Source organism: Ferrimonas gelatinilytica, assembly GCF_039544205.1.
GTDB classification, from domain to species: domain Bacteria; phylum Pseudomonadota; class Gammaproteobacteria; order Enterobacterales; family Shewanellaceae; genus Ferrimonas; species Ferrimonas gelatinilytica.
In genome coordinates, this window is the sequence record NZ_BAABLF010000005.1 from 510,389 (window position 1) to 523,725 (window position 13,337).

The 13,337-nt window shown below is 59.7% G+C and carries 11 protein-coding genes; 6 read left to right on the forward strand and 5 right to left on the reverse strand.

Annotated features, from left to right (window positions below; genetic code table 11):
• Positions 1–8 precede the first annotated feature (8 nt).
• The gene (pheS, locus tag ABD997_RS04730; RefSeq protein WP_345315852.1) at positions 9–992 is read right to left on the reverse strand and encodes a phenylalanine--tRNA ligase subunit alpha; all 984 of its coding nucleotides are present in this window, start codon (positions 990–992) and stop codon (positions 9–11) included.
• A 311-nt stretch (positions 993–1,303) separates the two neighbouring features.
• On the opposite strand from pheS, the gene ABD997_RS04735 reads away from it, so the two are divergent.
• Complete coding sequence (locus ABD997_RS04735) at positions 1,304–2,185, forward strand: DMT family transporter (protein WP_345315853.1); 882 nt, start codon at positions 1,304–1,306, stop codon at positions 2,183–2,185.
• Between the two features lie 467 nt (positions 2,186–2,652).
• Here the strand turns inward: ABD997_RS04735 and ABD997_RS04740 are convergent, their stop codons facing one another.
• Positions 2,653–4,572, reverse strand: coding sequence for an alpha/beta hydrolase family protein (locus ABD997_RS04740; RefSeq protein ID WP_345315854.1), 1,920 nt, complete (start codon positions 4,570–4,572; stop codon positions 2,653–2,655).
• A 312-nt stretch (positions 4,573–4,884) separates the two neighbouring features.
• On the opposite strand from ABD997_RS04740, the gene ABD997_RS04745 reads away from it, so the two are divergent.
• Entirely contained in the window at positions 4,885–5,901 is a 1,017-nt protein-coding gene (locus tag ABD997_RS04745; protein WP_345315855.1) for an acyltransferase, read from the forward strand.
• A 22-nt stretch (positions 5,902–5,923) separates the two neighbouring features.
• Here the strand turns inward: ABD997_RS04745 and ABD997_RS04750 are convergent, their stop codons facing one another.
• Positions 5,924–7,603, reverse strand: coding sequence for a mechanosensitive ion channel family protein (locus ABD997_RS04750; protein ID WP_345315856.1), 1,680 nt, complete (start codon positions 7,601–7,603; stop codon positions 5,924–5,926).
• 183 nt (positions 7,604–7,786) lie between these two features.
• Between ABD997_RS04750 and ABD997_RS04755 the strand changes: the two genes are divergently transcribed.
• Genes ABD997_RS04755 through ABD997_RS04765 form a run of 3 tightly spaced genes read left to right on the forward strand, consistent with a single transcriptional unit; the run spans position 7,787 to position 10,846 of the window.
• The gene (locus ABD997_RS04755) at positions 7,787–8,185 is read left to right on the forward strand and encodes a MerC domain-containing protein (RefSeq protein WP_345315857.1); all 399 of its coding nucleotides are present in this window, start codon (positions 7,787–7,789) and stop codon (positions 8,183–8,185) included.
• Positions 8,186–8,244: 59 nt separating this feature from the next.
• Positions 8,245–8,859 carry an NAD(P)H-dependent oxidoreductase gene (locus ABD997_RS04760; RefSeq protein WP_345315858.1) on the forward strand — a complete coding sequence of 205 codons (615 nt, stop codon included), beginning with the start codon at positions 8,245–8,247 and terminating at the stop codon, positions 8,857–8,859.
• The gene (locus ABD997_RS04765; RefSeq protein ID WP_345315859.1) at positions 8,852–10,846 is read left to right on the forward strand and encodes a monovalent cation:proton antiporter-2 (CPA2) family protein; all 1,995 of its coding nucleotides are present in this window, start codon (positions 8,852–8,854) and stop codon (positions 10,844–10,846) included. The genes ABD997_RS04760 and ABD997_RS04765 overlap by 8 nt, the downstream gene beginning before the upstream one ends.
• Before the next feature lie 60 nt (positions 10,847–10,906).
• On the opposite strand, the gene bamJ is transcribed toward ABD997_RS04765, so the two are convergent.
• Positions 10,907–11,377 carry a BamJ family beta-barrel-assembly machinery protein gene (gene bamJ / locus ABD997_RS04770; RefSeq protein WP_345315860.1) on the reverse strand — a complete coding sequence of 157 codons (471 nt, stop codon included), beginning with the start codon at positions 11,375–11,377 and terminating at the stop codon, positions 10,907–10,909.
• A 149-nt stretch (positions 11,378–11,526) separates the two neighbouring features.
• On the opposite strand from bamJ, the gene pdxY reads away from it, so the two are divergent.
• A complete protein-coding gene (gene pdxY, locus ABD997_RS04775; RefSeq protein ID WP_345315861.1) occupies positions 11,527–12,423 on the forward strand; it encodes a pyridoxal kinase PdxY in 897 nt (298 codons plus the stop codon).
• 1 nt (position 12,424) lies between these two features.
• Here the strand turns inward: pdxY and ABD997_RS04780 are convergent, their stop codons facing one another.
• A complete protein-coding gene (locus ABD997_RS04780; RefSeq protein WP_345315862.1) occupies positions 12,425–13,273 on the reverse strand; it encodes a hypothetical protein in 849 nt (282 codons plus the stop codon).
• Positions 13,274–13,337: the final 64 nt, after the last annotated feature.

The window sequence follows — 13,337 nt, forward strand, 5'->3', positions numbered from 1 at the left end:
CTTTCCTCTTACTGGAACTGCTTCAGGAAGCGCAGATCGTTCTCGAAGAACGCACGCAGATCGTTGACGCCGTAGCGCAACATGGTCAGGCGCTCAACGCCCATGCCGAAGGCAAAGCCGGTGTACTTCTCCGGATCAATGCCCACGGACTCCAGCACCTTGGGGTGCACCATGCCGCAACCCAGTACCTCCAGCCACTTGTCGCCTTTGCGGCGAACATCCACCTCGGCAGAGGGCTCGGTGAAGGGGAAGTAGGAGGGGCGGAAACGTACTTCCAGGTCCTCTTCGAAGAAGTTGCGCAGGAAGTCGTACAGCACGCCCTTGAGCTCGGCAAAGGAGACCTTCTCGGCCACCAGCAGTCCCTCCACCTGATGGAACATCGGCGTGTGGGTTTGATCGTAATCGTTACGGTAAACGCGACCGGGACAGATGATCCGGATCGGTGGCTGCTGCTTCTCCATAGTGCGGATCTGGACACCACTGGTGTGGGTACGCAGCATCAGCGCCGGGTTGAAGAAGAAGGTGTCATGATCGGTACGAGCCGGATGGTGCGCCGGGATATTGAGGGCATCGAAGTTGTGGAAACTGTCCTCAATCTCCGGCCCGTTGGCCACTTCAAAGCCCAGGTCGGCAAAGAAAGCTTCGATACGCTCGATGGTGCGGCTCACCGGGTGCATACCGCCGCTGGCCAGCTTGCGCCCGGGCAGCGTCACATCGATGGACTCCGCCGCCAGCTTGGCGTTCAGCGCTTCGGTCTGCAGCCCTTCGATGCGGGCATTGAGGGCTTGCTGCACCTGCTGCTTGCCCGCGTTGATCTTTTGACCCGCGGCAGGACGCTCCTCCGCAGAGAGCTGACCCAGTGATTTCATCAGGGCGGTGATCTCACCCTTCTTGCCCAGGTAATTTACCCTAAGCTCATCCAATTGTTTCAGATCGTGGCTGGCCTCAATGGCCGCCAACGCCTGAGCAACGATATCTGCTAATTGCTGCATCTGTATATTTCTCGGTACCGGTCCGACTGTTGTGATCCGTCAATTCTACCCGGGCGGTGCGGCAAAACCAGCAGGGTGTTGCGCAATCCCGACCCGAAAAGGCCGGCGCCGACACCCGCACCGCTGCTTCGCACTGCTCAAAGCTGGGGCTGACAAAGGGTACAGAGTCTACTGTATTGTGGCCTTTAGAAAAACCTCCAAGAGGACCACGGGGCAAGCGTCGCCCCCGATGTTGTTGAAAGATCCATGGTCAACCCGGATCGCGGGAGCTAACCCGGCGGCTTAAGCTCAATTGAAACGAGGCGAAGATAATGGACAGCACAAGAAAGGGGATCTTACTGGCGCTGGCCGGCGTCACCATCCTCAGCTTCGACAGCTTGCTGGTCAGGCTGATCCAGGCCTCCCCGTGGGACCTGCTGTTCTGGCGCGGCACCCTATTGAGCCTTACCCTAATGCTGGTCAATGCCCTGACCCGACACTTTCACCCCCCCGCCCCTTCCCGTGACCGCCCATCCTCGCTTCAGCCCTTACTGGGCGGCGCCGCCTTCGCCTGCTCCACCGTGCTGTTTGTGCTGGCGCTCAGCCACACCCAGGTCACCAGCGCTTTGGTGATCATCAACACTGCACCCTTTTTTGCCGCCCTCATCGCCCTGCTGTTTCTGCGTGAATCCCTGCAACTGCACACTCTGGCGGCGATTGTGGTCGCCACCTGCGGCGTCGGCTTAATTTTCGAATACGCCCCGAAAGCCAGTGAGATTCAAGGCGACCTTTATGCCCTTGGGGCCGCCCTGGGAACCGCCTGCTACCTGGTAGTGATGCGGGCTGCCAAGGGAGAGAACGGTGCCAAGACTCTGATGATGGCGGGAGTCTTTACCGCGCTGTTTGCGCTCTTCAAAGGGGCCGATCCGACCGCCCTCTCGGGCACTCACCTGCTCCTGATGCTGATCCTGGGTGTTTTGGTGGTGCCCGGCTCCGGGCTTTGCATCGCTCGGGCCCCAAAATATCTCCCCGCCGCCCAGACCGGCCTGATCCTGCTGTTGGAGATACTGCTTGGGCCACTGTTTGTCTTCCTGGCCCTTGGCGAGCGTCCCTCGGATAACGACATTGCCGGCGGCACCCTGGTGTTGTGGACCCTGGTCGCTCATACCCTCTATGACGAGTTCCGCCAACGGCGTAAGGGCAGCCCTCCTTAACCAGCAAAGGTTAACCGCCAGGCCCAAGTGGACTCCCGGGCCAGCGCTCTTGGTTTCTTCCTCGACCCGGGCCTCGAACACTCAAGGTGTGACATGCATCACACTTGCAACTTTTGTTGAAACCGACGATGAACTCTACCGGGCCTTAGGCGTCTGACCCAGTAAGCAAGCTTCCCTGCAAACGAACCCTTGCCTTTTTGAGTTCTGACATCTCTGTCTTCTTTGCCTGACTGGGTCATCTTGCCGTCTCCTAACCGGGGCGGCTTTTTTTTGCTTTCTGCCTGGGATCAATGCAGACGCAGCACTCTTCCAGCTTTGCACCGGTTGCCGCAGAGGCACTCCCTGAGAAGGGCTCAGAACATAGGCTTCCGAGCCTTACGTGTACATCCCCACGGTGCGCACCAGCAGCGTCCCTCACTCTGCGCTTTAAAGGAGCAGGTCCGCAACGGTTGCTTGGCGCGCCGTTACTACAGCATCAAGTGCTGGTCAAAAAATCGGGCCATCGCCTCCAGTGTCTGTAATCGGTGGGCCTCTGCACTCAGATTGTGATCCCCATGCTCCAATTCGATGTAGGTAACAGGCTTATTTTCGGACCGAAGGGCATCTGCCATCTCACGGCTTTGCGCCACGGGAACGATCTTATCGTCGCTACCGTGGATCAGCAGTACCGGGATAGTGATGCGGTCTGCGTGCCTCAATGGTGACCGCTTGATCCACTCATCCCGGTCGCTGCCCATCTGTCGCTCGAACACATCGTAATTGGTAAATTGACGGCGGTTTCTCATCATCCCGGGAAGATCACTGACCCCGGCAAAGCTGGCTGCACACTTAAAGGTATCGGCCTGGCTGACTGCCGCCATCAGAGCGGCATAGCCACCATAACTCGCACCGGCGATACAGATACGCTGAGGATCGCTGGTTCCCCGCTCAACCAGGAATTGGGCCGCATCCTCCAGGTCATGCTGCATCGCACCTCCCCAATCGCCAATGGATTGCATAGCGAACTCATAACCATACCCCGCAGAGCCGCGGAAGTTCGGCTGGAAGACCGCATAGCCGCGATTCGCAAACCACTCACTCCAGTAGTCAAAGTCGGCAATATCAACGCTCATCGGGCCACCATGGGGCAGGATAATGGTAGCCAGTGGATGGGGATGTTCATCGCCCTTAGGGCGAGTCAAAAATCCTTCTATTTCGAGTCCATCCCGTGCTTTGAACCGAAGTGTTTCCTTGCCAGCGTATCGGCTTTCATCCACCTGGGGATAGCGGCTGCCCAGATAATCCAGAGTACCCGCTTTACGGTTCCCCAAGAGGTAATCACCAGTGAAGGAGGGAGATTCGGTGTAGAGCACGTAATGGTTGAGGTCATCGCTGATACTGATAATGCGGTTTTTGGCTTCAGGCAGCGCACTGTCCAGCGCGGTTTGCAACTTAAGGTAAGCCTCATCCCAATACACCGAGCCATCACTCAAGCCCACCGCTTTGCCACTCTTCGGCGAGTAGATCAATCCCCCACCCACGTCGTAGGTATCATGGGCAAGCAACAGTTCCCGTTTAAGAAGCGGATCCCTGAGATCCACCCTGAAGATGCCGTAGCGCCCCTCAGAATCCGCCCTGATGTAGAGGATGTTGGGGTCAAGGTCGAACCCAAGCACGTGGATATCCGGGGCTTCAAAGATCTCATAGTCCCAAATATTACGAATAAATTCCCCTTCGATATCCATCAGCCGGTAAAAGATGCGGGTATCATCCAGCCCAAGACCGATTCTTACCCTGGCCTGCCGATCGGTAACCCAGTGGTAGATATCGCTGCGAGCACGATAAACCCGGCGGTACGTCCCCCGCATCACGTTGACCTTATAGACAGAAGGCGAACCGGGGGTATCGATGTCGGCAGAGATCAGGACGTGGTTGGGTTCTTCCGGCAAAAAATGGATAACCCGATCGAGGAATTGCGGCACGTACCCGTTGGCAGACTTCAGCCGCACTGCCAATTTCGGTTCACGGTCCTCACCCAGCGTCATCTTAAACATTTGGGTATGGGTGTATTTTACGCCTCGTTGCCACTTGGTGTTGCCGACTCCAAACAACAAGGTGCTGTTATTGGCCCATTCATACCAGTTCAAGGTGATCTCCAGGTTATCGGCCTTAATCAGCCCCTGAGTCTTCCCATTCACCAGGTCGCTGACGGTCAGCACAAGGTAACCGTCGATGTTGCGAAGCATCGAAAGGTAGCGACCATCCGGAGAGAGCTTGACCCGACTCATATCTGGCAATCTTCCGTAGGCTTCCACCGGCAGGGGCTGGCGCGGCTCTGCACTGAGCGTGACTGGAAAGAGCGACCCGAGTAGGACGATAAGAAGCGTGAGTCGTATATACGATGCCATAACAATAGTCCTGTGTATGCCGGAGCCGTCCTTGTCTCCAGAGCACTATCATCCAGATTTTTCGGCATGTTATCAAACTGTTGTCGCCGTTCTCGTCTGCAGGCTAGAGCATCGCCCTGCTTTGCTCGCCAGAGCAGGGTTGGTCAGTAAAACCGCATCAGCGACATATGCAGTGAGTGGGCAATGGGCTGTGACCCTATAAGAGACACCAGCAATCTACCGGGATCCAGCCCTCACATGCCTCACTGGCGCTTAGCAATTTCCGCTTTCAAGCGATAGCATTAACCCGTACCTGTTCCTACCGGATTGCCCATGAGCGCCCCACGACAAGAGATCTTCTACCTTCACCTGCTTCGTGCGGTTGCGGCCATCGCCGTCATCGCGATCCACGTTTTGGGTCCCTTTCGCCAAATGTACGGCGAGATCCCTCTCGATGCCTGGTTCAGTGCCGTGGCGATCAACGCCTCCGCCCGCTGGGCAGTGCCGCTCTTCATGATGATCAGCGGAGCACTGCTCCTTTCCAGCAGTAAACCCTTCGATGCCCAATACTACCTGCAGCGCCGGCTGGGTAAGGTGGTGGTCCCGTTCGTCGGCTGGACCCTGATCTACCTCGCCGCCACCTCGCTGCTGGAGGGCCCCCAGGCAGGTCTCACTGCCCTGATCGCACTGAACACGGATCCGGCCTGGTATCATCTCTGGTTCTTCTACGATTTTATCCCGCTCTACTTCGTGATCCCGCTGCTGGCACCGCTGCTCAAGGCGATGTCTGAGGAGCAGGTCAAACTCCTGGTGGTCGCCTGGCTGACCCTGACGCTGATGCACCTGCTAAAGGTGCCCACACCGCTGAGTCAAAACCTGATCCTTTACAGTGGTTACCTGGTGCTGGGCTGGTACCTGTTTAATCACGATACTCGGGCACAGTGGCGCTACTGGATAGGGCTGGGGGTCGCCGCACTGGCGATCAACTGGGTGGGCAGCTATCTGTTGACGGCCGAGAAAGGAAGCTACAACGCCCTGTTTATGGGCTACAAGACACTCAATACGGTACTGATTGGCGCCATGATCTTCCTCCTGGCACAGCGCTACGCCGAAGCGGTCGGTCCGCGGCTTCGCCGCTGGGTCACCTCGCTCTCTACCTACAGTCTTGGGATCTACCTGCTCCATCCGATGTTGCTTATCCCGGTACGGACCGCGATAGAGCGCCATTACGATGCCTTTGGCCACCCTGCCCTGGCGATCCCGCTGATCACTCTGGTGACCCTGCTAGTGGCCTGGGCATTAACGGCGCTGCTAAGCCGTATTCCGCTGGTCCGTAAGCTGGTGCCCTGAACGACGCAAAGCCATGTCCCGTTCAGGGCGTCGCATCGTCACTGGAGGGTAGTTCGGGCGGCGGCGTTCTGACCTCCGGCGTTGGACTCATATGCACCTGTCGCTGCGGATAGGGGATGGAGATCCCCTCCTCGTCGAAGCGGGCTTTTACCGCCCGGGTGATATCCCAGTAAACGTCCCAGTAGTCGTCGGTACGCACCCAGGGACGGACGATAAAATCCACCGAAGACTCCCCAAGCCGGTGCAACTTGATGGTGTGCGCCGGCGTTGGCAGTACCGCGGGATGCTCAGTGACGATGGACTCCAGCAACCGCTCGGCATGGTTAATGTCATCCTCGTAAGAGATACCAAACTCCATATCCACCCGCCGTAACCGTTCGGCGGTAATGTTCTTTATGGTATCGCCCCAGATCTTGGCGTTGGGTACCATGAAAACCTGGTTGTCGAAGGTTTTAATTGTGGTGTTGACCAGGCTCATATGGAATACCTTGCCCGCGACTCCGCCGGCCTCAACATAGTCCCCCACATCGAAAGGCCGGTAGATCAGAATCATCATCCCGGAGGCAAAGTTAGACAGGGTATCCTGCAGCGCAAAGCCCACAACTAAGCCCGCAACGCCCAAACCCGCCAGCAACGGTGCCAGGTCTAACCCCACCTGGGCCAAGGCCCAGAGGACCCCTATCACCATCACCACCCGACCGGTGATCCCCACCAAAAACTCCCGTACCAGGGTGCTCAGTTTGCTTCGCTCGTGGTGGACCGCCTTGGACACCATTTTGCGCACCAGGCGCGACGCAAGGATCGCGGCCAGCAGCACCATCGCAAACACCATGATCCGTGAAAACACCTCACCGAGGTTTTCGTTCAGCCAGCGTAAAATACCGTTACCCAACCCCTTAAGGACCGTCAGCGCGGCTCTCCAGCTGCTCAGAGCCTCCACCAAGTCACCGGTGGTTTTGAATATCACCTCGTTGTAGTCGCCGGTATCCAGTCCGAGCGATTCCATCACTGGAAGCAGTTGCCGCAGGCTGTCGACGCCAGTTTTTATCATCCGTTCGTGGGACTGGATCCGCGACTCCAACTCTGACTTCATCGACTCCGGTTGCGACACAAGCTCCCGCTGCAGCATGGACATCTGGTGGGCACTGGCGCGCAGCGTCAAAGAGAGATATCCCGCCAGTTGGCTGACATCGGAGCGAAAGCCTTCGACCGAACTGTCCGGCGTCACCTGCCATTTGGACTGGGACTCCAGGTTACGGGCAATCTCCCCAATCAGCCAGTTCATGTATTCAAACACCGCATCGAAGGTGATCCACACCATCAGCGCCTGGTCCGATTCGGCCGCTTCATAACGCTGAAAAACCTGCTGCGTCGCCCTCTTGGACCAGGCCAAACGCTCAATTAAGAAGCGCTGATGCGCCAGCAGAAGGTTGCCCACTACAGCATGCTGTTCCGGCCCCACAGATTTGGGCAAGCCTTTGATGAAGCGATCGATATCCCGGCTTAGCTCGGTACTGCTATCCGCGATCTCCTGCTGTACCAGCTGACGATGCAGCTCCGACTCCCGCTGTGCCCACTCCTGCTCCAACTTCTCCACCCGGGCGTCGGTTTCCGTCAGTTTCTTATGCCACTCGGTATCGACCACCGCCAACGCCCGGGGACAAAGCAAGACCGCCATCAGCATCAGCCAGAGCCTGGCCACGTTTCTCCTTACCTGGGGTGTCATCGCTTTGCCTCGACTGTTTCATGCCCATTAGCAGTGTAGAAACGGATCTCCGCGAACGCCCGCGAACAAATACGAACGAGTCTCAACACGATCCCCTATTGAGCCGACCTCCTCACCGTGATATAAAGCTCGCCCTTTGATATCCGAAACACCACAGCCATGACCAGCAGCCGCACTCAGAAACGTCTCGACTCCCTCTCCATCGCCGCCTCCGTGATTTGCATGATCCACTGCCTGGCGGTACCCGTGATGCTCCTTCTGGGCCTCGCTGTCCCCTCTCTGCTGCTGGAGGAGAGTCATTTTCACGAGATGATGCTGTTCGTGGTGATCCCACTGTCGGGGCTGGCCTTCTTCCTTGGGTGCCGTAAACACCGGGATCTCTCTGTACTGGCCTACGGCCTGACCGGGCTGGGGCTACTGATCTTCGCCGCCCTATGGCTGCATGATCTGGCCGGTCACGATGCCGAAACCCTGGCCTCTCTCGTCGGCACCGGTTTTATGGTGATCGCCCATCTGAAAAACTACCGTCTCTGCCGCCGCTGCGAATGCTCACACTAAAAAACCAACCAAGATAATGGTCTAGGCTTAAGGGCAAATGGATTGCTGCCCTTAAGCCAATGTCGGAAAACGCCCTAAAATCCGTCCTTATCCTGCTCGCCCACCCCAGCCCGCATCGCTCCGAAGTGAACATCGCCCTGGCTCAGTCACTGGCCGAGATGGACGCGGTGACCCTGGTGGATCTCTACCGGGAATACCCCACGCTGGAGATCGACGTTGACCGGGAGCAGCAGCGGCTGCGCCAACACGACATCATCGTTTTTCTCCATCCCCTCTACTGGTACTCCGCCCCCGCCATTCTCAAGGAGTGGCAAGATCTGGTTCTGGAGTACGGTTTCGCCTACGGCAGCAGCGGTCTCGCGCTCAAGGGCAAGTGGTTCCTCAATATTATCAGTGCCGGCGGCAAGGCCGAGGCGTACCAGGCGGAAGGCTACAACCACTACACCCTGGCTCAGCTAATGCGCCCGTTCGAGATGACGGCCACCCTATGCCACATGGACTACCTGCCCGCCCTGGTGCTGTTCGACGCCCGCACCGCCGCAGAGCAGCACCGTATCCTGCCGCACATCCAGAGGGTCCGGGCCACCCTGCGCAAACTGCAATCCAGCGCCACCCTGTCGGATGCCCACGCCCAACTTTCCCAGCTGCTACCCTCACAGGCCGACCATGACTGAGATCCTGCTCTACGCCTTCCTCTACCTGATCGCGGCAGTAATCGCCGTCCCCCTCGCCAAGCGCTTCGGGCTGGGGTCGGTGCTGGGTTACCTTATCGCTGGCGTCGTTTTGGGGCCACTACTGGGACTGGTCGGTTCAGAAACCCAGACACTGCAGCACTTTGCCGAGTTTGGCGTGGTAATGATGCTGTTCCTGGTGGGGCTGGAGCTGGAACCGAAGATGCTCTGGCAGATGCGCAACAAGCTGTTAGGCCTCGGTGGGCTCCAGGTGACACTCAGCACCGGGGTGATCGGCGGCATCGCGTACTGGCTGGGACTGGATTGGCGCCTGGCGGTCGCCATCGGCCTGATCTTCGCCCTCTCCTCCACCGCCATCGTACTGCAGACCTTCAGCGAAAAGGGACTGAGCGGCACCGAAGGGGGCCGCGCCAGTTTCAGCGTGCTGCTGTTTCAGGATATCGCGGTAATACCGATGCTGGCGCTGATCCCCCTGTTGGCGCTGCCACAGCTGCAAAACCGCGCCGAGGTGCTGGCGGACCCTGGAGCACACCACAGCGAGCTCAGCCTGGTGGCGAACCTGCCGGGCTGGGGTCATGCCCTGGTCGTCGCCGCGGCGATCGCCCTGGTGGTCCTGGGGGGGCACTACCTGACACGACCACTGTTTCGCATGATCGCCTCCGCCCGGTTGCGGGAGATCTTTACCGCCGCGGCACTGATGCTGGTGATCGGGATCGCCGCCCTGATGTCGCTGGTGGGGCTCTCCCCCGCCCTGGGTACCTTCCTGGCCGGCGTGGTGCTGGCCACCAGCGAGTTCCGCCACGAACTGGAGTCGGATATCGAGCCCTTTAAAGGGCTGCTGCTGGGGCTTTTCTTTATCACCGTGGGGGCCGGGATCCGCTTCGATGTGCTCTTTGGCGAGTTCCTTCTGGTGATGACCCTGACCCTGGGGATCATGCTGATCAAAGCGCTGATCCTGCTTCTGCTCAGCGGGATCTTCAAGGTCCGGTTGGCGGACCGCTGGCTGTTCAGCCTGTCGCTGGCCCAGGCGGGAGAGTTCGGATTCGTGCTGCTCGCCTTCAGTGAGCAAAGTGCGGTGATCCCACCGGATCTCATGCCGCTGCTGTCCCTGGTGGTGGCCCTGTCGATGCTGCTGACTCCCCTGCTGTTCATCCTCTATGAGCGGGTTATCCTGCCCCGCTACAGCGCCCAGGAGAGCCGCGAGGCGGACCAGATCGAGCATCACAGCCCGGTCCTGATCGCCGGAATGGGACGCTTCGGCCAGATCGTCAGCCGCGCCCTGACCGCCTGTGGCATCCAACCCGTGGTACTGGATCTTTCCCCCACGCAGATCGAAGCGATGCGCGCCGTGGGGATCCCCGCCTACTACGGGGATGCGACCCGGCCCGACCTGCTGTTTAGCGCCGGCATCGATGAGGTGCGCCTGCTGGTGGTGGCCATCGATGATCAGGAGCGGGCGGTAGAGCTGGTACAGCACTGTCGGCAACACCACCCTCACCTGACCATTCTGGCCCGGGCCTGGGACCGGGGCCACTACTACCGACTGCGTCAGGCCGGTGCGGATCTGATCACCCGGGAAACCCTCGAGGGCTCACTGCAGGTCGCCAACCAGGCATTGGTCGCCCTCGGTACCCATCCCTTCACCGCAGAGCAGCAGATCCGTGCCTTTCGTCGTCATGAACATGGCACCCTGGACGAACTCTTTCGTCTTTGGCAGGAGGGAAACGACTGGCGCGCCAACGCCGCGTACCGGGCCAACTTCCTGGCCACGGTTCAGCAGGCCAGTACCGTGATGAAGCGCGATCGCAGCGACCGCCACGCCAACTACGCCCGAGCCTGGGCCCCGCCGCCCAAGGGCTACGCCAACGATCTGAGCGAGGAGGACGCCAGTCACTACCCCGCCCAGGAGGAGAACGGTGGGTCGACGGAAGAGCAAACCGGTCCCTCCCCCTCTTCATCGGGTCGATAAGCACAACGAAAAACGGCTTGCCCGAGGCAAGCCGTTTTTACCAACCCTTTCAGGCGGCGCTCAATCGATGTCGAGCAGTTCCACCTCGAAGATGAGCATGGAGCCCGGGGGAATGCTTCCCACTCCGCGATTGCCATAGGCCAACTTGGCAGGAAGATAGAAGCGGTTCTTCTGCCCCACCACCATGGTCTGCACCCCTTCGGTCCACCCGGGGATCACCTGGTTCAACCCGAAGGTCGCCGGTTGGCCCCGCTCTACCGAGCTGTCAAACACAGTGCCATCCAGCAGGGTGCCATGGTAGTGCACCGTTACCCTATCCGTTGCCTTGGGAGAGACGTCGCCCGCCCCCTCTTGCAGTACCTCGTACTGCAAACCGGAGTCGGTCACTTCCACCCCCTCCCTGCTGGCGTTCTCCTGTAAGAAGACTTCGCCAGCGGCTTCGTTATGCGCCACCTGCTTCTTGTTGGTCAGGTTGCGCTGGTAGAGCCACAGAGAGGCAGCAATAATCAGGATAGCGAGTACGATTTTCAACGGAGATCTCCGGTGTCGATGGCTTGTGGTTGCGCGCAATGTAGCAGAATCTATCGAGATTTGTGAACTCCGCCAATCTAACTGGGCAGGAGGTAACCCGCTTCTGGTCACTCCGACGCCAACAGGTGACTCCCCCGGACGCTTCCCTTATGCTGTGCGCCCGCAACCTTAACGATGGTGATGACAACCCGATGAATATCCTCTCCATTCAATCCCACGTGGCCTATGGCCACGCCGGCAACGCCTCGGCGGTCTTCCCTTTGCAGCGGATGGGCTGCAACGTGTGGCCGGTCCACACCGTGATGTTTTCCAATCACACCGGGCATGGCAGCTGGCGCGGGCCGGTGTTTGCCCCGGACACGGTGGCGGAGGTGATCCAGGGGATCGAGGAGCGCGGCGTGCTGCCGAGTTGCGAAGCGGTGCTCTCCGGTTACATGGGGGCCCCGGAGATGGCCAACGTGATCCTCTCTGCCGTGGCCAAAGTGAAAAGCGCCAATCCCGACGCCCTTTACTGTTGCGATCCGGTGATCGGGGATATCGACCGGGGGATCTTCGTGCGCCCCGGCGTCCCGGAGCACTTTCGCGATACCGTGGTGCGCCATGCGGATATCCTCACCCCCAACCATTTCGAGGTGGAGTTTCTGACCGGCCGCAAAGTGACGGATCTCCCCTCGGCACTGGCGGCAGCGCGTCAGCTGATCGCCCTAGGGCCAAAAATCGTCCTGATCACCAGCCTGTTGCGAAGCGATGGCCCGGCGGACCAGATCGAGATGCTGGCGGTGAGTGAGCAAGAAGCCTGGTTAGTGGCGGCGCCGCTGCTGCGGTTCCCCACACCAATGAACGGCTCCGGTGACGCCACCACGGCCCTCTTCCTCGCCAAGTTCCTGCAGAGCCAGGATCTCAAGGTCGCCCTGGAGCATGTAGCCGGGGCGATGTATGGCCTGTTCGAGCTGACCCACAGCCGCAACAGCCGTGAGCTGCTGCTGATCGACAGCCAGGATCGCCTGGTCTCACCGCCGCAACAGTTCACCGCCCAGCCGGTTTAGCCTAACCCGGGTCCGGCCAGCGTACGCCAGCCTGGCCCAACCTACGGTAGGCCGCCTGACCGCTGAGCTCCATCTCGTCCAGCGCCACCCAGTTCATCCCGTTCGCCTGGTACCAGGCCTGACGGGCAGAAAACGCCTCATCCGGTTCCGTGATCGGCAGCTCCAGGTAGAGATCCGCCAGGGGCAGGTAGAAGGGCGCAACCAGCTCAAGTTCCCCCGGGAGCGGCTGGAAACAGGCAAACGCCACCCCCTGCAGGTAGAGAAAGTTGGCCAGGGTGAGCTGCGCCAAGGTGCAGACGTAATGTCCATCCAGCGTCCGGTACTTGGCCTCGAAACGCTGCTTGAAACTGTCCACCGAGCTCTGGGTGGAGCGCCGGTCCGCATCACTGCCCCGATAGGCGGACAACGCGGCCTGAAAAGCGGCCTGGGTCAACAGGGTTTTCGGCCAGCGACTGATGGGCCGGCCATCCTGGGGGGAGATCCCCTGGCAGCCCCCTTGGCGGCGGCCCGCCAGGGTCACCCACCAGTCCCGCTGCCAGCGCTGCAGGTAGCCACAGACCTGCAGCAAACCGCAGAACTCGGCGTCGATCAGTGACAGCTCGGCCGCCAGCTGCTCACTGGGCAGGGTACCCGACTCCTCGGCCAGGAGGAGATCCTCAGGCCAGACGACAAAACGGCCAAACTTTTCGCTGTCGCTGGTCTCACCACCGAGCCGCTGCCCCCACTCGGTCAACTGCCACTGCTGGGCCTGGCGACGCAGGTATCCGCTGCGCTCCAGCCGCTCGAACAGCCCCTTGGCCGGCAGGTCCAACCGCTTAGCCAATGCCGAGGTTGAGATCTTCTTCGCCATCCATCCACCCTTGCTCAGTTACCAAACCCTGTACTGGTCAGGCTGCTCAAGTTACCAGCCCATC